This window comes from Streptomyces sp. NRRL S-31 (genome assembly GCF_000718775.1).
In the GTDB taxonomy this organism is placed as follows: domain Bacteria; phylum Actinomycetota; class Actinomycetes; order Streptomycetales; family Streptomycetaceae; genus Streptomyces.
In genome coordinates this window covers 1-21,526 of sequence record NZ_JOCB01000015.1, presented here as the reverse complement: position 1 = coordinate 21,526, position 21,526 = coordinate 1, and the positions used below count along the sequence as shown (strand labels likewise).

Genomic DNA, 21,526 nt, shown 5'->3' with positions numbered 1-21,526 from the left:
ACGGTACGGGGCGGGACCGACAGCCGCCGTAGACCCCGGGGGGACCGGGCCGCCCTCCGCGGGGAGTACGGGGGCGCCCCGCCGTACCGCGTCCGTGGTACGGCGGGGCGCGGCGGGGGCGGTCAGGCCCGGGCGTCCTCCGGGATCGACACCAGCCAGTGGGTGTCGCGGCGGGGGCGCAGGTACAGGGCCCAGTAGAGGGTGGCCACGGCGGTGATGCCGCCGGTCCACAGCAGGTAGGTGACCTCCTGCTGGACCAGGATGTAGGCCAGGACGGCGATGAGCAGGACCGGCACCGCGGGCCACAGCGGCATCCGCCAGGCGGGCGTGTGCTTGTGGGAGCCGCGGCGGGCGAGCAGGGCGGCGACCGCGACCAGCAGGTACATGGCGGTCACCGAGACGCCCGTGACGCCGTAGAGGGTGTCCAGGTTGACGAAGCAGAGCAGGGCGCCGGGGACGCCGACCGCGAGGGTGGCCACCCAGGGGGAGCCGAAGCGGCCGAGCCGGGAGAAGACCGTGTTGACCGGGCCGGGCCAGGCCTTGTCGCGGGCGGAGGCGAACAGGACGCGGGAGTTCTGGATGACCATGACGATGCCCGCGTTGATGATGGCGAGGGCCACGCAGAGGCTGACGAAGGTGCCGACCGCGGAGTTGGACCAGGCGGTGACCATGGAGCTGATGTCGCCGCCGGTCAGCTCCTTGAGGTCGGAGGCGCCCATGGTGATGGCGGCGACCGGCACCAGGATGACCACGGTGGAGATGGCGAGGGTGGCGAGGACCGTGCGGGCGACGTTGCGGCGCGGGTCCTCCAGTTCCTCGGAGAGGTAGACGGCGGTCGAGAAGCCCTGGGTGATGAAGAGGGCGATGGCGAGTCCGGAGACCACCAGCATCGCGGTGACGGTGTCCGCGTGGCCGTGGGCGCCGGCCACCTGCATCGAGACCAGGCTGCCGGCCCCGCGGTGGCTGTGCGAGAAGCCCAGCAGGGCGACGACCCCGGCGGCGATGACCTCCAGGACCAGGAAGATGCCGGTGATCCAGGCGTTGGCGCGCAGGTCGAGCAGGCCGGCGAGGGTGGCGAGCAGCATCACGCCGGCGCCGGTCATGGACGGGTCGAGGTGGACGAGCGGGGCGAGGTAGTCCGCCGTGCCCATCGCGATCACCGGTGGCACGATCATGACGACCAGCAGGGAGAGGACGAAGACGAGCCAGCCGGCGAGCCGTCCGGCCATCGTCGACACCATGGCGTACTCGCCGCCCGCGCTGGGGATGAGGGTGCCCAGCTCGGAGTAGCAGAACGCCACGGCGATACAGAGGAGCGAGCCGATGGCGATCGTCAGGGCGGTGGCGGTGCCGAGGGAACCGAACAGGTCCGGGACCACGACGAAGAGCGTGGAGGCGGGCGTGACGCACGACAGCGTCAGCAGGGTGCCGCCCACGACACCGATGGAGCGCTTCAGCCCCTGCGCGGGGGCTGGAGCGGTGTCGACCACGGACTTCTGGAGCGTGTCGGTCATGCGGCGGTTCCGATCGACTCGTGACTGAGGTGGGGGTCGGGAGCGCTATCGCCTCCGGCGGATCGTCGTACGTTCGTCTCGTCCGCTCCCGGCGTGCATAGGGAACCCGGCGAGAACCCCCACGTCAATGGCCGTTCACCTTCGGAATCCGTAGTTCCGTTTAACTGGAGGCCGCATCACTTTCCCAGGCTGTAACACTTGGTGGTTGCATCCAATAAGCCCAGACCTAGTGTGACCTTGCTTTCAAAGGTCACCTTGCGGCAACCCCTTCGTCACCCGTTTCGTCCGCAGTGCACGGGAACCGCAGCCGACGTCTCAAAAAAATGTCAGCCGTCCGCTATCCGGACCGGCATTCCGGGCGCGGTCATGTCACAGGTGGCCGATAGAGTGCGCCCCTCACGACGGACACGGGGTTTTTGGGGTGGGGACATGACGAAGCGGCACACCGCCGCCTGGATGGCGGTCACGGCGGCGGCGCTGGTGGCCGCCACCGGCTGCGGCACGGAGAGCGCCAGGACGGCCGTGAAGGCGGTCGGCAAGGCCGACGCGGCGATGGCCGCGCTGGCCAGGGCCACGGACCGGACGCAGCAGCTGGGCTCGGCCGAGGTGCGGATGTCGACCGACTTCGGCACCGGCACCCCGGTCGCCATGGAGGGCACCTACTCCTGGGGCGACGGGTACGCCTTCGACGTCCTGATGGACACCGACACCGCCCGTATGCAGGCGGTGAACCACGCCCGGAAGACGCACGTCCTGTTCGTCGACGGCGTCTACTACTACGACGTCGACCCCTTCCGCTCCGGCCCGTACCAGGGCAAGGACTGGATCAAGGTCGACGGTTCGGCCGTGTTCGGAAAGAAGGGCGCCCAGGCCCTCGCCGGTGACAACGGCAGCCCCTCGGCCTCCATGATGGGCCTGAAGCACGCCAAGGACGTCTCGGACCTCGGCACGCAGACCGTGGACGGGCACCGCACCACGCACTACCGCGGCGTGGTCGACCAGGACCACATGGGCAGGCTCAAGGACGCGTACGGCGAGGGCAGCCCGCTGAGCGCGGCGACCGGAGCGACCTCGATCACCATGGACGTGTGGGTCGGCTCCGACGGCCTCCCGGTGCGGCTGAAGCAGAAGATGGGCACCATGACGGTGACCATGGACTTCGAGAGGTTCGGCCGGTCCGTCGCCGTCAAGGCGCCGGCCGCGTCGCGCACCGCCGACCTCACCGAAGTGATCAGGAACCAGCAGCGGCGGCAGGGCTGACCGCGACGGTGCCCCGTCCTCCCGTGCGGAGGGCGGGGCACCGTGGCGTCAGGGCTCAGTGGTTGCGCGGGAAGCCCAGGTCCACACCGGCCGGGGCGTCGGCCGGGTCGGGCCAGCGGGTGGTGACGACCTTGCCGCGGGTGTAGAAGTGCGTGCCGTCGTTGCCGTAGACGTGGTGGTCGCCGAAGAGCGAGTCCTTCCAGCCGCCGAAGGAGTGGTAGCCCACCGGCACCGGGATCGGCACGTTCACGCCGACCATGCCGGCCTCGACCTCCAGCTGGAAGCGGCGGGCGGCGCCGCCGTCCCGGGTGAAGATCGCGGTGCCGTTGCCGAACGGCGAGGCGTTGATGAGCGCCACGCCCTCCTCGTAGGTCTCGGCGCGCAGCACGCACAGCACCGGGCCGAAGATCTCGTCCTGGTACGCCTTCGCGGTGGTCGGCACCCGGTCCAGCAGGGAGATGCCGATCCAGTGGCCGTCCTCGTGGCCCTCGACGGTGTAGCCGGTGCCGTCGAGCACGACCTCGGCGCCCTCGGCGGCGGCGCCCGACACGTACGCGGCCACCTTGTCGCGGTGGGCGGCCGTGATCAGCGGGCCCATCTCGGAGGCCGGGTCGTCGCCCGGACCGATCTTGATCTTCTCGGCGCGCTCGCGGATCTTCTCCACCAGCGTGTCGCCGATCGCGCCGACCGCCACGACGGCCGAGATGGCCATGCAGCGCTCGCCGGCGGAGCCGTAGGCCGCGGAGACGGCCGCGTCGGCCGCCGCGTCCAGGTCGGCGTCGGGCAGGACCAGCATGTGGTTCTTGGCGCCGCCGAGCGCCTGCACCCGCTTGCCGTTGGCGGAGGCGGTGGCGTGGATGTGGCGGGCGATCGGGGTCGAGCCCACGAAGGAGACGGCCTTGACGTCCGGGTGCTCCAGCAGGCGGTCGACGGCCGCCTTGTCGCCGTGCACGACGTTGAACACGCCGTCGGGCAGACCGGCCTCGGACAGCAGCTCGGCGATCCGGACCGACGCCGACGGGTCCTTCTCGCTCGGCTTCAGCACGAAGGTGTTGCCGCACGCGATGGCGATCGGGAACATCCACATCGGGACCATCGCCGGGAAGTTGAACGGCGTGATGCCCGCGACGACACCGAGCGGCTGGCGGATCGAGGCCACGTCGACCCGGCTGGCGACCTGCGTGGACAGCTCGCCCTTGAGCTGGACGCTGATGCCGCAGGCAAGGTCCACGATCTCCAGGCCGCGGGCCACCTCACCGAGCGCGTCCGAGTGCACCTTGCCGTGCTCGGCGGTGATCAGCCCGGCGATCTCGTCGCGGTGGGCGTCGAGCAGCGCGCGGAACCGGAACAGGATGCCCGTGCGCTGGGCGAGCGAGGACTGGCCCCAGGCGGTGAAGGCGTCCTTGGCCGCCGCGACGGCCGCGTCCACCTCCTCGGCCGACGCGAACGCGACCTTCGTGGTCACCGCGCCGGTCGCCGGGTCGGTGACCGGCCCGTGGTTGCCCGAGGCGCCTTCGACGGTCTTTCCGCCGATCCAGTGGTTGACGATCTTCGTCATGCCCAGAGACTCCTTCTCACAGATGGCGGCGTCGGGTCGAGACGTGCCGTTCGTACAGCTCACGTGCCTTGACCGCCGACGGTCGGGTCGCGGTCTCGGCCACGGGAACATCCCACCAGGCGTGCGCTTCGGGCGCGCCCGACACAGTGTCGGACGTTTCGGTCTCCACGTAGACACATGTGGGAGTCCGGGCGTCCCGGGCCTCGGCGAGCGCCGCGCGCAGCTCCCCCACGGTCCGCGCGCGCAGCACCCGCATGCCGAGGCTGGCCGCGTTGGCGGCGAGGTCGACGGGCAGCGGGGCGCCCGTGTACCGGCCCGCCCCGGCCGGGAACCGGTAGGCGGTGCCGAACCGCTCGCCGCCCACCGCCTCCGACAGGCCGCCGATCGAGGCGTACCCGTGGTTCTGCACCAGCAGCAGCTTGATCGCGACGCCCTCCTGCACGGCGGTCACGATCTCCGTCGGCATCATCAGGTAGGTGCCGTCGCCGACCAGGGCCCACACGTTCCGCTCCGGCGCGGCGAGCTTCACGCCGAGCGCGGCCGGGATCTCGTAGCCCATGCAGGAGTAGCCGTATTCCAGGTGGTACTGGTCGCGGGACCGCGCCCGCCACAGCCTGTGCAGGTCGCCGGGGAGCGAGCCGGCCGCGCCCACGATGATGTCCGACTCGTCCACCAGGGCGTCCAGGGCGCCGATGACCTGCGGCTGGGTCGGCCGGGCGGTGGGCTCACCGGCCGCGAGGCAGGCGTCGACGCGCCGCTCCCAGCGCTCCTTGCCCGCCGTGTACTCGGTGACGTACGCGTCGGCCGCCCGGTGCCCGTGCGTCACCAGGGCCTCGGTCAGCTCGCCCAGGCCGCTGCGGGCGTCCGCGACCAGCGGGAGTCCGGCCAGCTTGTGGCCGTCGAAGGGCGCGATGTTGAGGTTCAGGAAGCGGACGTCCGGGTGCTCGAAGAGGGTGCCGGAGGCGGTGGTGAAGTCGGTGTACCGGGTGCCGACGCCGATCACCAGGTCCGCGGTGCGGGCCAGTCCGTCGGCGGTCGCGGTGCCGGTGTGGCCGATCCCGCCGACGTCCTGCGGGTGGTCGTACCGCAGTGCTCCCTTCCCGGCCTGGGTGGCGGCGACCGGGATGCGGGTGGCCGTCGCGAACTCGGCGAGGGCCTCCTCTGCGCGGCTGTGCCGCACTCCGCCGCCGGCGACGACCAGGGGCCGCCGCGCCTGACGGATCGCCCGGACCGCCTCCGCCAGCTCGGTCGGGTCCGCGCCCGGCCGCCGTACCGTCCACACGCGCTCGGCGAAGAACTCCTCCGGCCAGTCGTACGCCTCCGCCTGGACGTCCTGCGGCAGGGCGAGGGTGACCGCGCCGGTCTCCACCGGGTCGGTCAGGACCCGCATCGCCTGGAGCGCGGCCGGGATCAGCGCCTCCGGCCGGGTGACGCGGTCGAAGTACCTCGACACCGGGCGCAGGGTGTCGTTGACCGAGACGTCGCCGGCGTACGGCACCTCCAATTGCTGGAGGACCGGGTCGGCGGGGCGGGTGGCGAAGACGTCGCCGGGCAGCAGCAGGACCGGGAGGTGGTTGATCGTGGCGAGGGCGGCGCCCGTGACCAGGTTGGTCGCGCCCGGGCCGATCGAGGTCGTCACCGCGTGGGTGGACAGCCGGTTCGACTGGCGGGCGTAGCCGACGGCCGCGTGCACCATGGCCTGTTCGTTGCGGCCCTGGTGGTACGGCATGGCGTCGGCGTACTCGACGAGCGCCTGGCCGATCCCGGCGACGTTGCCGTGCCCGAGGATGCCCCAGGTGGCGCCGATCAGCCGGCGGCGCGTGCCGTCCCGCTCGGTGTGCTGGGCGGCGAGGAAGCGGACGAGCGCCTGGGCGACGGTCAGCCGGGTCGTCGTCATCGGTACCCCCCGGTGGTCCGCGCGTGGTCGGGGTGGAAGCGGATGCGCCACTCCCGTGTCCCGCCCGGACCCGCCATGACGTTCAGGTAGTACATGTCGTGTCCGGGCTGGGCGATGGACGGGCCGTGCCAGCCGTCGGGGACCAGGACCGTGTCGCCGGAGCGCACCTCGGCGAGGACGTCGGAGCCGCCGGGGCGCGAGGGGGACACGCGCTGGTAGCCGAGACCGTTCGGGCCGTCGATCTCGAAGTAGTAGATCTCCTCCAGTACGGACTCCTCGCCCGGCCGGTACTCGTCGTGCTTGTGCGGCGGGTACGACGACCAGTTGCCGCCCGGGGTGATCACCTCCACGGCGATCAGCCGGTCGCAGGCGAAGGCGTCCGCGGCGGCGAAGTTGCGCACCCGGCGGGCGCAGCCGCCGCTGCCGCGCTCCTCGACGGGGACCTCCGGCGCGGGGCCGTAGCGGGCGGGGAGTCGTCGCTCGCACTTCGCTCCTGCCAGGGCGAAGCGGCCTCCCGCGCCGGAGGCGATCTGGACCCGGGCGCCCCGGGGGGCGTACGCGAAGTCGGAGACGTCCGCGAACACGCTTTCCCGGCCCAGGAGTTGGAACTCGTCGTGCTCAATTTGTACGGTACATCCGCCTTCCAGCGGAAGCACGATCCACTCGCTGTCCCCGGTGGTGAACGTATGCGTACCGCCGGGTGCCAGCTCCGCGACGCGCAGGCTGCTGTGCGCCCATCCGGCCCGCTCGGGGCCGATGTCGACGGCGTACCAGGCGTTCGCGGCCGCGCCCTTCGGCAGGTGCAGGTCGGTACCGGTCATGCGCCCCTCACAGCAGTCCTACGGCGGTGTCGACGGCGGCGGCCACATCGCCGTCCGCCGGGTACAGCAGCGAGCGGCCGGCCACCAGGCCGCGCACGGTGGGCAGGCGGAGCGCGGCGCGCCACTTCTCGTGGGCGGTGCCGCGCGGTCCGGACGGGTCGCCGACGTCCCCGCCGAGCAGCACGGTGGGCAGCGTGGAGGTCTCCAGCACCCGGGCCATGTCGTCGGGGTCCTCGGTGACCGGCAGCTTGAGCCAGGTGTAGGCCGAGCTGCCGCCGAGGCCGGAGGCGATGGCGATGGACCGGGTGACCGCCTCGGCGGACAGGTCGTTCACCACTCGCCCGCCGGGGCCGCGGCGGCTGATGAACGGCTCCACGAACACCGGCAGCCGGCGCGCGGCCATGGCGTCGACGGCGCGGGCGGCGGACTCCAGGGTGGTGAGGGAGCCGGGGTCGGCGTAGTCGACGCGCAGCAGCAGTTTGCCCGCGTCGAAGCCGAGCCGTTCGATGTCCTCGGGGCGGTGGCCGGTGAACCGGTCATCCAGCTCGAAGCTGGCTCCGTGCAGCCCGCCGCGGTTCATCGAGCCCATCACGACCTTGTGGTCCAGGGCGCCGAGGAGGAGCAGGTCGTCCAGGATGTCGGCGGTGGCGAGGACGCCGTCGACACCGGGCCGGCCGAGCGCCAGGCAGAGGCGTCTCAGCAGGTCGGCCCGGTTGGCCATGGCGAGCCCGCGGTCGCCGACGCCGAGCGCGCCGCGGGCCGGGTGGTCGGCGGCGACGATCATCAGCCGGCCGTCGTCGTCCAGCAGGGGCCTGCGGGCCCGGCGGGCGGCGGCCTCGGCGATCGCCTCGGGGTGGCGGGTGCGGATGCGGACCAGTTCGGCCACGTCGACCGGGTGGCGCCGGGCGGCGTCCCCGCCGCCGGTGTGGGTGCCCGCGACCCGGCCGGCCCTCACCGCACCGCTCCGGCGTCGAGCACGGCGGCCACCTCGTCGGGGGTCGGCATCGCGGAGGAGCACTCCAGCCGGGAGGCGACGATGGCGCCGGCCGCATTGGCGTGCCGCATGACCGTCTCCAGGTCCCGGCCGGCCAGCAGGCCGTGGCAGAGGGAGCCGCCGAAGGCGTCGCCGGCGCCGAGTCCGTTGAGGACGGTGACGGGCAGCGGCGGGACCTCGGCGCACTCCCCGCTCCGGCTGACGGCGAGGACGCCCTTGGGTCCCTGTTTGACGACGGCCAGTTCGGCTCCGGCGTCCAGCAGGGCGCGGGCGGCGGCGTGCGGCTCGCGCACACCGGTGGCGACCTCGACCTCGTCCAGGTTGCCGACGGCGACGGTGGCGTGGCGCAGGGCCTCGGCGTAGTGGGGGCGGGCCTGGCCGGGGTCGCGCCAGAACATGGGACGCCAGTCCAGGTCGAAGACGGTGATGCCCGCCCGGGCCCGGTGGGCGAGGGCGGCGAGGGTGGCCGTGCGGCTCGGTTCCTCGCTGAGGCCGGTGCCGGTGACCCAGAGGATGCCGGCCGCGCGCAGGGCGTCCAGGTCCAGCTCGTGGGTGTGGATCTCCAGGTCGGGCGCCTTGGGCTGCCGGTAGAAGTAGAGCGGGAAGTCGTCCGGCGGGAAGACCTCGCAGAAGGTGACCGGGGTCGGCAGTCCGGGGACGGGGGTGACCCAGCGGTCGTCGACGCCGAAGCCGCGCAGGGCCTCGTGGAGGTAGGTGCCGAACGGGTCGTCGCCGGTGCGGGTGATCACGGCGGTGCGCCGGCCGAGCCGGGCCGCGGCGACCGCCACGTTGGCCGCCGACCCGCCGAGGAACTTGCCGAAGGACGACACCCGGGCGAGCGGGAGACCGCTCTGGAGCGGGTAGAGGTCCACTCCGATACGCCCCATGGTGATCAGGTCGTAGGCCATCGGCTTCCCTTCGTCATCCCTCTCCCCGGCTTTCTAGCCCCGCACGCCCACCCTGTCAATGTTTTGTCCGGACATTCGGACCAGCGTAGACGTCGGCCCCGCCTACCGCCCGGTACCCCTCGCCGCATGGGTGCCCTGTGTGGCAGTCGTGTCACAAATACCGTCCTTCCGTCACACATGTCGCGCGTACGCGGCCCTTGGGTCACACCCGGTCGACAGCCGCCCACCGCCGGTCACTCTGCGTCGTTCACCGGGCACAGGCTTGATGATCGCCAGCGCAGCGCCCGGTCCCCCCGGCGGCCGTACCGGCCGCCGCCGCGGCGCGCGCGGGGAGGTGCGGCACATGACCGACCGAAGGCTCTGGTCCTACAAGGAGATCGCGGCGCACATCAGCGTGCAGCCGGACACCGTACGGTCCTACCGCAAGCACGGACTGCTGCCCCCGCCCGACCACGTCGAGGGCGGCAAGCCGTACTGGTACGCCGACACGGTCCGCGCCTGGGTCGCCGCACGCCCCGGCAACCGGGGCCGCGGGAACGGCTGACCGGCACGGCGGAAGCGGTACGGCGTACGACGCGGCGACGGGGGGCGGGGCCGGCCGGGTCAGCTCCAGGGGTCGATGACCGTGACCCCCGCGCCCGGCGCCGTGTCCATCGCGGCGAGCGCCGCCGGGGCCGCGTCGAGGGAGATGGTCCGGGTCACCAGCAGATCGGGGCGCAGAACGCCGGAGCGGACCAGCCCGAGCATGCCGGGGTAGGCGTGCGCGGCCATGCCATGGCTGCCGAGGAGTTCCAGTTCCAGGGCGATCGCGCGGGCCAGCGGCACCGGGGTGGTGCCGTCGGCCGAGGGCAGCAGGCCGACCTGGACGTGCCGGCCGCGGCGGCGCAGGGAGCCGACCGAGGCGGCACAGGTGGCGGGCGACCCGAGGGCGTCCAGCGAGAGGTGGGCGCCGCCCTGCGTCAGGGCGAGGACGGCCGCCGCGGTGTCGGGTTCCCGGGCGGCGTCCACCGTGTGGACCGCGCCGAACCGCTCCGCGAGCGCGAGCGCCTCCGGGGACACGTCGACGGCGACGACCCGGGCGCCCGAGGCCGCCGCGATCATCACCGCCGACAGACCGACCCCGCCGCAGCCGTGCACCGCGACCCAGTCCCCGGCCGCCACCCGGCCCTGCTGGACGACGGCCCGGAAGGCGGTGGCGAAGCGGCAGCCGAGGGCGGCGGCGGTGGCGTACGGCATGCCGTCCGGCAGCGCGACCAGGTTGACGTCGGCGTGGCCGAGCGCGACGTACTCGGCGAAGGAGCCCCAGTGGGAGAAGCCGGGCTGGGTCTGGCGTTCGCACACCTGCTGGTCGCCCGCCGCACAGGACGGACAGCCGCCGCAGGCGCAGACGAACGGCACCGTGACCCGGTCGCCGGGCCGCCACCGGGTCACCCGGCCGCCCACCGCCTCGACCACCCCGGCGAGTTCGTGCCCCGGCACATGCGGCAGCGTGATGTCCGGGTCGTGCCCCTGCCAGCCGTGCCAGTCGCTGCGGCACAGGCCGGTCGCCGCCACCCGCACGACCACCCCGTGCTCCGCGGGCTCCGGCTCGGGCACCTCCCGCACCTCGGCCGGCCTGCCGTACTCCTCGAACACCACGGCGCGCATGCGCACTCCTTCCGGGAACCTGCGCGCAGGCTAGACGAGACCGGGCTCCCGGGGGCCGGGGCCGGACGTGCCGCGGCGCACCGCCGGGCGGGCGGGTCCGCCTTGGAAAATACCCCCTAGGGGTATAGAGTCGGAGGTACGGGGTACTCCTCCGTGTACCCCGCCGGCCCCACACGCCTCGACGAGGAGTAACGAACATGACCGCCCAGACCGGCTCCGTCACCACCGTCTACCAGGTCACCGGCATGAGCTGCGGCCACTGCGAGGGCTCCGTCTCCGGCGAGATCTCCCAGCTCCCGGGCGTCAGCTCGGTGAAGGCCGTCGCGTCGACCGGTGAGGTCACCGTCGCACGCTCCCCCACTGCCTTAAGGGCGTGGGAGGTGCCCCCACTCGCCGCACCGGGCCCCGACCCAAGTACGTCCAGTACGAGGGACGGGGCCCGGCACGCCGAGAGCACGCACCTGACGCCGCGAGGCCCGCCCTCCGGGCGGACGGCGGGAGCTTGACGGCAGGACCTAGCACGGCCGTCCGAGGAAAGACTCTCCCCTTTACCCCGACCGGGCCGTGCCGACCAGCTGATACTGGATCCGTACGGCCCGGTCCGATGTCTGGAGTCCGGACATGACCAGCACCACCGCCAAGCCGGCGACCGGCACGAAGGCCGGAACGCCCGAAACGGCGACCACGACCGCCGGCACCGACCGGGTCGAGCTGCTCATCGGCGGGATGACCTGCGCCTCCTGCGCCGCCCGGGTGGAGAAGAAGCTCAACCGGATGGAGGGCGTGAGCGCCACCGTCAACTACGCCACCGAGAAGGCCAAGGTCACCGTCCCCGACGGCATCCGGGTCGCCGACCTGATCGCCACCGTGGAGAAGATGGGCTACACCGCCGAGGAGCCCGAGCCGCCACGGCCCGCCCCCGAGTCCGAGTCCTCGGCGTCCTCGGCCCCGCCCCCGGAGCGGGACGCCGAACTCGGCGCCCTCCGGCACCGCCTGCTCGTCTCCGTGCTGCTCGCCGCCCCCGTCGTCCTGCTCGCGATGATCCCCGCGCTCCAGTTCGACAACTGGCAGTGGCTCTCGCTCACCCTGGCCGCGCCCGTCGTCGTCTGGGGCGGGGCCCCCTTCCACCGGGCCGCCTGGACCAACCTCCGGCACGGCGCCGCCACCATGGACACCCTCGTCTCGGTGGGCACGCTGGCCGCGTTCGGCTGGTCGCTGTGGGCGCTGTTCCTCGGTGACGCGGGGCTGGCCGGCATGCACGACGAGTTCCGCCTCACGGCCCGGATGGACGGCGCCTCCACCATCTACCTGGAGGTCGCCGCCGGGGTCGTCGCGCTGATCCTGCTCGGCCGCTATCTGGAGGCCCGCTCCAAGCGGCGCGCCGGGGCCGCCCTGCGCGCCCTGATGGAGCTGGGCGCCAAGGACGTGGCGGTTCTGCGGGGCGGCCGTGAGGTGCGCGTGCCGGTGTCCTCCCTGGCGGTCGGCGACCGGTTCGTCGTACGGCCCGGCGAGAAGATCGCCACCGACGGCACGGTGGCGGAGGGCGTCTCCGCGGTGGACGCCTCCATGCTGACCGGCGAGTCGGTGCCGGTGGACGTCGGCCCCGGCGACCGCGTCACCGGCGCCACGGTCAACGCGGGCGGCCGGCTGGTCGTGGAGGCCACCCGGGTCGGCGGGGACACCCAGCTCGCCCGGATGGCGAAGCTGGTCGAGGACGCGCAGAACGGCAAGGCCGAGGTGCAGCGGCTCGCCGACCGGGTCTCCGCGGTCTTCGTGCCCGTGGTCATCCTGATCGCGCTCGGCACCTTCGGCGTCTGGCTGGGCGTCACCGGGGACACCGCCGCCGCGTTCACGGCGGCCGTCGCCGTGCTGATCATCGCCTGCCCCTGCGCGCTGGGCCTCGCGACCCCGACCGCCCTCATGGTCGGCACCGGGCGCGGTGCCCAGCTCGGCATCCTCATCAAGGGCCCCGAGGTACTGGAGTCCACCCGCCGGGTGGACACGGTGGTCCTGGACAAGACCGGCACCGTCACCACCGGCCGGATGAGCCTCCAGGCCGTGTACTCCGCCGACGGCGAGGACGAGAAGGAGCTGCTGCGGCTCGCGGGCGCCCTGGAGCACGCCTCGGAGCACCCGGTGGCCCGCGCGATCGCCGCCGGCGCCGAGGAGCGCGCCGGAACGCTGCCGACGGTCGAGCACTTCGAGAACGTGCCCGGGCGGGGCGTGCGCGGGCGCGTGGACGGCCGTGAGGTGGCCGTGGGGCGCCTCTACGACGAGCTGCCCGAGGAGCTGGCCCGCGCGACCCGTGAGGCCGAGCGGCAGGGCCGTACGGCCGTCGTGGCCGGCTGGGACGGGCGGGCCCGCGGGGTGCTCGCCGTCGCCGACGCGGTGAAGGGCACGAGTGCCGAGGCGATCGGCGAGCTGCGCCGGCTGGGACTGACGCCGGTCCTGCTCACCGGGGACAACCGCACGGTCGCCGAGGCGGTCGCGGAGGCCGTCGGCATCGACGCCGGGAACGTGTACGCGGAGGTGCTGCCCGAGGACAAGGTGGATGTCGTACGGCGGCTCCAGCGGGAGGGGCGGGCCGTGGCGATGGTCGGCGACGGCGTGAACGACGCCGCCGCGCTCGCCACCGCCGACCTGGGCCTGGCGATGGGCACCGGCACGGACGCGGCGATCGAGGCGGGCGACCTGACCCTGGTGCGCGGGGACCTGCGGGTGGCCGTCGACGCGATCCGGCTGTCCCGCCGGACGCTGGCCACCATCAAGGGGAACCTGGTGTGGGCCTTCGGCTACAACGTCGCCGCGCTGCCGCTGGCCGCCGCCGGGCTGCTCAACCCGATGATCGCCGGGGCGGCGATGGCCTTCTCCTCGGTCTTCGTGGTCACGAACAGTCTGCGGTTGCGTACCTTCCGCTGAACCGGCGGTTATTGTCCGGACCGATCTCCCGGTCCCCCTGGAGTCCGGCGCGAGCCTCACATAAGCTCTTCACAAGGCTCGCGCTTCTTCCTTACGCAAGGGCCCTGATTGCCATATCGGGGCTCTTGCGCATTAAAAGGACATATGCAAGAGACGCGAATCACAGTGACGCGAACGTAACCATCGAAGGGGTTCGAAGGTCTAAGTTTGGCGATGTCAGTACGGCGTCTTGGGGGGCGTCGACTGGCATCTGGGGATGTCTTGGGGGACTTCCTCAGAGATGCGTTGCCGGGGCACGTACACCGGGAAGCTTTGAGCGGCCCTCCCTGCGTGCGCTGTCCCGGCAGATCGCACCGCGTCACCGGAGTACGGCGGGTTGGTCCCGTCGTGCTCAGACAGCGATTCAGGCGCTGTCCTCTCCGAGCGCCCGGCCGGATCCCGTGGGGGGAATCCGCACCGGGACATGGGAAGGCGCCCTGGTCGCCGGCCCGTGGGGGGACCGGCGTCACAGGGCGCCTTCTACTTTTGCGCGGCCCGGACCGCGCTCTCGCGCGGTCCGGGTCACCTCGCTCCAGGGCCCGCCCGGCGGGCGGACCCTGTCACTCGACGGTTCAGCGCTCCTCGACCGGCACGAAGTCGCGCTCGACCACGCCCGTGTAGATCTGGCGCGGGCGGCCGATGCGGGAACCCGGCTCCTTGATCATCTCGGTCCACTGGGCGATCCAGCCCGGCAGCCGGCCGAGGGCGAACAGGACCGTGAACATCTCGGTCGGGAAGCCCATGGCCCGGTAGATCAGACCGGTGTAGAAGTCGACGTTCGGGTAGAGCTTGCGCTCGACGAAGTAGTCGTCCGAGAGGGCGTGCTCCTCCAGCTTGAGGGCGATGTCGAGGAGCTCGTCCTCCTTGCCCAGCGCGGACAGCACGTCGTGCGCGGCGGCCTTGATGATCTTGGCGCGCGGGTCGAAGTTCTTGTAGACCCGGTGGCCGAAGCCCATCAGGCGGACGCCGTCCTCCTTGTTCTTCACCTTGCGGATGAAGGTGTCGACGTCGGAGCCGGAGTCGCGGATGCCCTCCAGCATCTCCAGCACCGACTGGTTGGCGCCGCCGTGCAGCGGGCCCCACAGCGCGTTGATGCCGGCCGAGATCGACGCGAACATGTTGGCCTGCGAGGAACCGACCAGGCGGACCGTGGAGGTCGAACAGTTCTGCTCGTGGTCGGCGTGCAGGATGAGCAGCTTGTCCAGCGCCGCCACCACGACCGGGTCCAGGTCGTAGTCGTCCGCCGGCACCGAGAAGGTCATGCGCAGGAAGTTCTCGACGTAGCCGAGGTCGTTGCGCGGGTAGACGAACGGGTGGCCGATCGACTTCTTGTACGCGTACGCGGCGATCGTCGGGAGCTTGGCGAGCAGCCGGATCGTCGAGAGGTCGCGCTGCTTCTCGTCGAACGGGTTGTGGCTGTCCTGGTAGAAGGTGGACAGCGCCGAGACGACCGAGGACAGCATCGCCATCGGGTGCGCGTCGCGCGGGAAGCCCCTGTAGAAGTTCTTGACGTCCTCGTGCAGCAGCGTGTGCCGCGTGATGTCGTTCTTGAACGTCGTCAGCTGGTCGACGGTGGGCAGCTCGCCGTTGATCAGCAGGTACGCCACCTCAAGGAAGGTGGAGCGCTCGGCCAGCTGCTCGATGGGGTAGCCGCGGTAGCGCAGGATGCCCGACTCGCCGTCGAGGTAGGTGATCGCGGATTTATAGGCGGCGGTGTTGCCGTACCCGCTGTCCAGGGTCACCAGACCGGTCTGGCCGCGGAGCTTCCCGATGTCGAAGCCCTTGTCGCCGACGGTGCTGTCGACCACCGGGTAGGTGTACTCGCCGTCGCCGTACCGCAGTACTACAGAGTTGTCGCTCACGTCTTCCCTCACCGACGTAGTGCCTCATCTTCGAGGTGCCCTGACTGTCTCTACCATCCCCCATTTGGCTCAGGAGAGTGCACTCGGGGTCGACCATTGGGCCTATCGGCGGCACTCAGTGCCGCCAACCTGCTCATCCTGCCCCCTCGGAGGGACATCCGGTAGTGCTGTGTGACCTTCCCGACTCGTTTGATCGATCATTTCCTGCCGAGCCTGAAGTCGAGGGCCGTGCAACGGCGTCCGGCCGACACCGTGCGCACCGCCTGCCCGATCGCCCTGCGTGAACCGACGAGGACGACCAGCCTCCGGGCCCGGGTGACCGCCGTGTACAGCAGGTTCCGCTGGAGCATCATCCACGCTCCCGTGGTGACGGGAATCACCACCGCCGGGTACTCGCTTCCCTGCGAGCGGTGGATGGTCACCGCGTAGGCGTGGGCCAGTTCGTCCAGTTCGTCGAATTCGTACGGGACCTCCTCGTCCTCGTCCGTCAGCACCGTCAGACGCTGGTCGACCGGATCGAGCGAGGTGACGACGCCCACGGTGCCGTTGAAGACACCGTTCTCCCCTTTCTCGTAATTGTTACGGATCTGGGTGACCTTGTCGCCGACGCGGAACACCCGGCCGCCGAACCGCTTCTCCGGCAGATCCGGCCGGCCGGGCGTGATGGCCTGCTGGAGCAGCCCGTTGAGCGTGCCCGCGCCGGCCGGCCCGCGGTGCATCGGGGCGAGCACCTGCACGTCCCGGCGCGGGTCCAGTCCGAACTTGGCCGGGATGCGCCGCGCGGCCACGTCGACGGTGAGCCGGCCGGCCTCCTCGGTGTCGTCCTCGACGAAGAGGAAGAAGTCCTTCAGCCCGTCGGTGAGCGGGTGCCGCCCCGCGTTGATCCGGTGCGCGTTGGTGACCACACCGGACTGCTGGGCCTGCCGGAAGACCCGGGTGAGCCGGACGGCCGGGACGGGGCCGCCGTCGGCGAGCAGGTCGCGCAGCACCTCCCCGGCACCGACGCTGGGCAACTGGTCCACGTCGCCGACGAAGAGCAGGTGGGCCCCGGGGGGCACGGCCTTCACCAGTTTGTTGGCGAGCAGCAGGTCCAGCATGGACGCCTCGTCCACGACCACCAGGTCGGCGTCGAGCGGTCGGTCACGGTCGTAGGCCGCGTCACCGCCGGGCTTCAGCTCCAGCAGCCGGTGCACGGTGGACGCCTCGGCTCCGGTCAGCTCGGACAGCCGCTTGGCCGCGCGGCCGGTCGGGGCGGCCAGCAGCACCTTGGCGCGCCGGGCCCGGGCCAGTTCCACGATCGAGCGGACGGTGAACGACTTGCCGCAGCCGGGTCCGCCGGTCAGCACGGCCACCTTCTCGGTCAGCGCGAGCCGGACGGCGGCCTCCTGCTCGGGCGCGAGGTCGGCGCCGGTGCGCGTCCTCAGCCAGCCGAGCGCCTTGCCCCAGTCCACGTCCCGGAACCCGGGCATCCGGTCCTCCCCGGCCCGCAGCAGCCGCAGCAACTGGGCGGAGAGGGACAGTTCGGCTCGGTGGAAGGGCACCAGGTAGACCGCGCTGACGGGCTCCGCGTCACCCTCGGGTCCCGGCACCTTCTCCCGTACGACGCCCGGATCGGCCCCCTCCTCCGGGGGCTCGGACAGCTCGGCGAGGCACTCGATGACGAGCCCGATGTCGACCTGGAGGAGTTTGACCGCGTCGGCGATCAGCCGCTCCTCCGGCAGGAAGCAGTTCCCCTGGTCGGCGGATTGCGACAGCGCGTACTGGAGACCGGCCTTCACCCGCGCGGGGCTGTCGTGCGGGATGCCGACCGACTGGGCGATCTTGTCGGCGGTGAGGAAGCCGATGCCCCAGACGTCGGCGGCGAGCCGGTACGGCTCCTCCTTCACCACCGCGATCGACGCGTCCCCGTACTTCTTGTAGATCCGCACGGCGATCGAGGTCGACACCTCGACGGTCTGGAGGAAGAGCATGACCTCCTTGATGGCCTTCTGCTCCTCCCAGGCTTCGGCTATCTTCTTCGTCCGCTTCGGCCCGAGCCCCGGCACCTCGATCAGCCGCCCGGGCTCCTCCTCGATGACCCGGAGCGTGTCCACCCCGAAGTGCTGGGTGATGCGGTCGGCGAAGACCGGCCCGATCCCCTTGACCAGCCCCGACCCCAGATAGCGGCGGATGCCCTGGACGGTGGCCGGCAGCACGGTCGTGTAGTTCTCGACGTGGAACTGCTTGCCGTACTGCGCGTGCGACCCCCAGCGGCCCTCCATCCGCAGGGACTCCCCCACCTGGGCACCGAGCAGCGCGCCGACGACCGTGAGCAGATCCCCGGCGCCCCTGCCGGTGTCGACCCGGGCGACCGTGTAGCCGTTCTCCTCGTTGGCGTACGTGATGCGCTCCAGCACGCCCTCGAGTACGGCGAGACGCCGCTCACCCGTGGGGTTCCCCGCCTGTCGGTCCATGATCCGACGGTACCGGTGGGGTGTGACAGCGGGAGCGGGGCGTGGGGCCCGGTGCGGCTGCCCTCGCGGGACGACGAGCGGCAACCACCTGACGGTGGTCCCGACCGATCCGTACCGTGGCCTATCCGGTATGGGATGCGGCTGGGGCCGACAGTGCACCATCACCCCAGCTCAGGACGGGACAGGGACCACAGCAAAAGCCCCGCCCGACGCGTCACAGGGGGAACGCACGGGCGGGGCGGGTGGCCGGCTGTGGGGCGGCTACCGGCTGCGCGGGCCGTTCCCGGTCCGGCAACGGGGACAGCGGCACGAAGGCCAGTCGATCGGGACCGTAAGCCGTTCCGGGTCCGGGTAGCGGGTGAAGCTGCTCTGGGAGGTCGCGCCGACCCGTTCGCCGCCCGGCCCGACTTGGTAGACGACCAGCGTCAAGCGGTGAGGCTTGCCCGGCTCAGGCGGGATTCCGACGTTCACCGCTCGCCCCCCGCAACAGGCCTGTGACAGGTGCACAGGCAGCGACGTACCAGCAGCAGACCCGCGCTGTGGGGCAAGGGCACGTCCCTGATCTGGCGGCACTCTCGGTGCAGGTCCTGGTACCCCTGCCGCCGCGCCAGCGTGCATTCCGCCGACAGCCCGGCATCCATGGTGGTCGGGGTCATCAGGCCATCGCCTCAGAGCCGGTCACGAGCTGGTCGAGGTCGATACCGAAGTCCGTTGCCAGAACGAGCGCGATACGGCGTCGGCGGCGGTGTGCGCGTTCTTGTTCCATCGCGATGACGTAAGGGCGGACCATAGCTGCCGCTTCGCCGTCGAGGTGTTCGTGAAGCCCGTACGGCGACCGGGCGACGGGAGGTTGTGCGGCAGCCGGACGGGGCGGGTCCGACCGCCGTACGGGGCTCGCCGGAGGCTGGCGGGAACCCGCTCGCCGCTTGCCCGTGCCGGGGACGAACAACCGCCGAAGCCAAGCGGCGACACAGCGGATAAGGTCGTGCATGTTGGCGCTCCTAGTCAGCGTCAGCCACGCCCCCGGACCTTGCCCGTCGCGGGGGTTTGGCGTGTGTGTCCTAGGTCAGAACGTAGCGTGTCCTAGGACAGTGGCGCCAGGGGGATCGCGCAGTCTCCCCCGTACGGATTACCTGTGTCCTAGTACAGTCGACAGTGCTCTAGGACAGCCCACAGGAGACGCCATGCCGGACACCCATCACCCCTACATGCAGGTCGCGGAACGCATCCGCCGCCGCATCCTTGACGGCGCACTGAAGGAAGGCGAGAAGCTCCCGCCGGTGAGGGAACTGGCCAAGCGAGAGGGCGTATCCGTCGCTACCCTCGGCCGCTCCCTGGACCAGCTCCAAGTCGAGGGCTACATCACCACGTCACGGCGGGGAACCTTCGTCGCCAATGCCCCCGAGGTCGCCCCCTCCGGCTACGACCGCATCACCCGAGTCCTGCGCACCGGGTCCGTGCTCGCCGAGGGCGAGACGATGATCGTCACGAATGCGGAGCTGATCAAGCCGCCTCAGTACGTTACCGAGATCTTCGACCTGGAGGACGGCGCTCAGGTCGTACGCCGCCAGTGGCACACCGGCAAGGGGCAGCAACGCACCGGCCTGTTCGTGACCTGGTATCCGGCCCACTTCGCCGCGGCTGTCCCGGAGTTGCTGTCCACGTCGCGAGCATCGTCCCCCGGACTGCTGTTGAAGATCCAGCGTGCCACCGGCAGGCGAGTGGTGGCAGGGCGCGATGACATTCACGGCCGCGACGCCGACGCGCGGGAGGCGAACTACCTCGGCCTGCGTGTCGGCTCTCCCATCCTGGCCGGCGCCCACCGGCTGTGGGACGACGAGGGCGTGATCGAGTATGGGGAATGGTGCCTGCCCTACCGGCTGACCGTCGGTTACGAGTACAGCGTCGAGGCCGCCCCGAACGCTTCCTGACTCAGATGACGACGTGCGGCCTTCCATCTCCCATGGTGGGGGGCCGTCGTAACGCATGCCCGCCCCACGGGCCTTCGGCACTCGGCCGTCACCAGGCAGGTGGACGAGACAGCAATCTGACATACACGCCCTGATCTGCGCTGACTACGTTTCCCGAAGGCGCGCAGCACTGGGGCTGGCAGCCGTCGGCCCGGTTCGGGGACCAGGGCAAGTACGTGTGGTGCGAACTTCCGGCGGCCCAGCTCGTTGATCACGTCGTACGAAAGGAGAGCTGATGGTCGGCTCGTCGCACGAAGCGCTGCACCGGATCTTCCAGAAGGACCCGGCGCTGCTGACGCGGGCGTTACAGCGGGTGCTGCACATCCCGTTCCCCGAACCGAAGGAGATCGCGGCACTGAACGTGGACCTGACGGAGATCGAGCCGGTCGAGCGTCGGGTGGACACACTGCTGCGGGCGGAGACGGAGGAGGGGACGTACCTCCTCGTGGTCGAGTCGCAGGGGAAGGCGGACGACCGTAAACGGGGAAGCTGGCCCTACTACCTGTCGTACTTGTACGAGAAGTACCGTTGCGAGCCTGTGCTCATCGTCATCACCCAGAGCAGCGCCACGGCGAAGTGGGCCTCACGGCCCATCAGGCTCGGCTTCCCCGGCTGGGACTCCCTGACCGTGCGTCCGCTGGTGCTGGGCCCGGACAACGTGCCGGTGATCGCGGACGAGCGGCAGGCCGAACGGGACGTACCCCTCGCGGTGCTGTCGGCCATGACACACGGGCGTGGCCCCCAGGCCCCCGCCATACTGGAATCCCTGGCAGCCGCCCTGCGGACCATCGACCCCGACAGCGCCGCGGTCTTCGTGCAGTTCGTCGACTCATGCCTGGCCGACCCCCAGGCGAAGCAGATGTGGAGGGACCTGATGACGGCGATCCAGTACTTCTGGCGACACCCACTGGCCGAACAGGTACGGGCAGAAGGCCGAGCCGAGGGCAAGGCCGAGATGATCATCCAAATCCTCGAATGGCGCGACATCCCCGTCCCCGACACCGTCCGAGAACGCGTGAACGCCTGCACCGACCTCGACCAACTGGAGGTTTGGGCCCAGCGTGCCGTCCACGCCACCGACGCGGCGGAACTGTTCGCCGCGGAGTGAACCACGACCTTCGCACGGCACGTCGGCCCACACCCGGCCGGCCCCCAGGCGAAGCGGATGCGAAGGGACCCCATGACGGGCATTCAGTACTTCTGGCGACACCCTCTCGCCGAGCAGGTACGCGCGGAAGGACGCGCCGCAGGACGCGCCGCAGGACGCGCCGCAGGACGCGCCGCAGGACGCGAACAAGGTCGACAGGAGGGCCGTGTCGAAGGTCTCCGGCAGATGATCGTCGAGATGCTGGAGTGGCGGAGCATCCCCGTCCCCGACACCGTCCGAGAACGCGTGAACACCTGCACCGACCTCGACCAGCTGAAGGTCTGGACCCAGCGAGCCGTCCACGCCACCGACGCGGCGGAACTGTTCGCCGCGAAGTGAGCAGCTGACGCGGAGCCGCTGACGGCCTGCCCGGCGGATGGTGCCGGCCAGGCCGGGCTCCTGCTCCCAAGGTGGCCTCAGCGCTTGAGCGTGAGGGCGGAGTCGGCCCGCGCCGCGAGGCGGACCGACACGAGCCCCGGCCACCCGCCTCGCCGGAAGCCGCCGGGGCCCCGGCGCCCTCACCCCGCCACCCGCCAC

General features: G+C 71.5%; 15 protein-coding genes and 1 pseudogene. 7 read left to right on the top strand and 9 right to left on the bottom strand.

Annotated elements, in window-relative coordinates; translation table 11 throughout:
• Window positions 1–122: 122 nt before the first annotated feature.
• Complete coding sequence (locus IF37_RS0108740) at window positions 123–1,514, bottom strand: APC family permease (RefSeq protein ID WP_030738787.1); 1,392 nt, start codon at window positions 1,512–1,514, stop codon at window positions 123–125.
• Window positions 1,515–1,943: 429 nt separating this feature from the next.
• Between IF37_RS0108740 and IF37_RS0108735 the strand changes: the two genes are divergently transcribed.
• Window positions 1,944–2,774 carry a hypothetical protein gene (locus IF37_RS0108735; RefSeq protein WP_030738785.1) on the top strand — a complete coding sequence of 277 codons (831 nt, stop codon included), beginning with the start codon at window positions 1,944–1,946 and terminating at the stop codon, window positions 2,772–2,774.
• Window positions 2,775–2,829: 55 nt separating this feature from the next.
• Here the strand turns inward: IF37_RS0108735 and mmsA are convergent, their stop codons facing one another.
• The 5 genes from mmsA to iolC all read right to left on the bottom strand — a co-directional run bounded on the left by mmsA (window position 2,830) and on the right by iolC (window position 8,952).
• Window positions 2,830–4,332, bottom strand: coding sequence for a CoA-acylating methylmalonate-semialdehyde dehydrogenase (gene mmsA, locus IF37_RS0108730; RefSeq protein WP_030738783.1), 1,503 nt, complete (start codon window positions 4,330–4,332; stop codon window positions 2,830–2,832).
• 16 nt (window positions 4,333–4,348) lie between these two features.
• Window positions 4,349–6,229, bottom strand: a complete 1,881-nt coding sequence (iolD, locus tag IF37_RS0108725) for a 3D-(3,5/4)-trihydroxycyclohexane-1,2-dione acylhydrolase (decyclizing) (protein WP_030738782.1) — start codon at window positions 6,227–6,229, stop codon at window positions 4,349–4,351.
• The gene (gene iolB, locus IF37_RS0108720; protein ID WP_030738780.1) at window positions 6,226–7,050 is read right to left on the bottom strand and encodes a 5-deoxy-glucuronate isomerase; all 825 of its coding nucleotides are present in this window, start codon (window positions 7,048–7,050) and stop codon (window positions 6,226–6,228) included. The genes iolD and iolB overlap by 4 nt, the downstream gene beginning before the upstream one ends.
• A gap of 7 nt (window positions 7,051–7,057) precedes the next feature.
• On the bottom strand, window positions 7,058–7,936 hold the full coding sequence (locus IF37_RS0108715) for a hypothetical protein (RefSeq protein WP_030738778.1): 879 nt from the start codon (window positions 7,934–7,936) through the stop codon (window positions 7,058–7,060).
• 65 nt (window positions 7,937–8,001) lie between these two features.
• On the bottom strand, window positions 8,002–8,952 hold the full coding sequence (gene iolC / locus IF37_RS0108710) for a 5-dehydro-2-deoxygluconokinase (RefSeq protein ID WP_030738777.1): 951 nt from the start codon (window positions 8,950–8,952) through the stop codon (window positions 8,002–8,004).
• Window positions 8,953–9,295: 343 nt separating this feature from the next.
• Here iolC and IF37_RS0108705 point away from each other — a divergent pair, with 343 nt between their 5' ends.
• Window positions 9,296–9,496, top strand: coding sequence for an AlpA family transcriptional regulator (locus tag IF37_RS0108705; protein WP_030738775.1), 201 nt, complete (start codon window positions 9,296–9,298; stop codon window positions 9,494–9,496).
• A 59-nt stretch (window positions 9,497–9,555) separates the two neighbouring features.
• On the opposite strand, the gene IF37_RS0108700 is transcribed toward IF37_RS0108705, so the two are convergent.
• On the bottom strand, window positions 9,556–10,599 hold the full coding sequence (locus tag IF37_RS0108700; protein ID WP_030738773.1) for a zinc-dependent alcohol dehydrogenase family protein: 1,044 nt from the start codon (window positions 10,597–10,599) through the stop codon (window positions 9,556–9,558).
• Window positions 10,600–10,796: 197 nt separating this feature from the next.
• Between IF37_RS0108700 and IF37_RS39150 the strand changes: the two are divergent.
• Window positions 10,797–10,946: pseudogene (locus IF37_RS39150) on the top strand (heavy-metal-associated domain-containing protein); the annotation flags it as partial.
• A gap of 274 nt (window positions 10,947–11,220) precedes the next feature.
• Entirely contained in the window at window positions 11,221–13,518 is a 2,298-nt protein-coding gene (locus IF37_RS0108690) for a cation-translocating P-type ATPase (protein ID WP_030738771.1), read from the top strand.
• Between the two features lie 611 nt (window positions 13,519–14,129).
• On the opposite strand, the gene IF37_RS0108685 is transcribed toward IF37_RS0108690, so the two are convergent.
• Together IF37_RS0108685 and IF37_RS0108680 are read right to left on the bottom strand one after the other, a co-directional pair.
• Window positions 14,130–15,419: a citrate synthase gene (locus IF37_RS0108685; protein WP_030738769.1), complete on the bottom strand. Its 1,290-nt coding sequence runs from the start codon at window positions 15,417–15,419 to the stop codon at window positions 14,130–14,132.
• A 197-nt stretch (window positions 15,420–15,616) separates the two neighbouring features.
• Window positions 15,617–17,872, bottom strand: a complete 2,256-nt coding sequence (locus IF37_RS0108680) for an ATP-dependent RecD-like DNA helicase (protein WP_030738767.1) — start codon at window positions 17,870–17,872, stop codon at window positions 15,617–15,619.
• Between the two features lie 1,184 nt (window positions 17,873–19,056).
• Here IF37_RS0108680 and IF37_RS0108665 point away from each other — a divergent pair.
• From IF37_RS0108665 to IF37_RS45590, 3 genes are all read left to right on the top strand, one after another.
• Window positions 19,057–19,803, top strand: a complete 747-nt coding sequence (locus IF37_RS0108665) for a GntR family transcriptional regulator (protein WP_030738759.1) — start codon at window positions 19,057–19,059, stop codon at window positions 19,801–19,803.
• A 274-nt stretch (window positions 19,804–20,077) separates the two neighbouring features.
• A complete protein-coding gene (locus IF37_RS0108660) occupies window positions 20,078–20,950 on the top strand; it encodes a hypothetical protein (RefSeq protein WP_030738756.1) in 873 nt (290 codons plus the stop codon).
• A gap of 225 nt (window positions 20,951–21,175) precedes the next feature.
• Window positions 21,176–21,328, top strand: coding sequence for a hypothetical protein (locus tag IF37_RS45590; RefSeq protein ID WP_253915698.1), 153 nt, complete (start codon window positions 21,176–21,178; stop codon window positions 21,326–21,328).
• Window positions 21,329–21,526 lie beyond the last annotated feature (198 nt).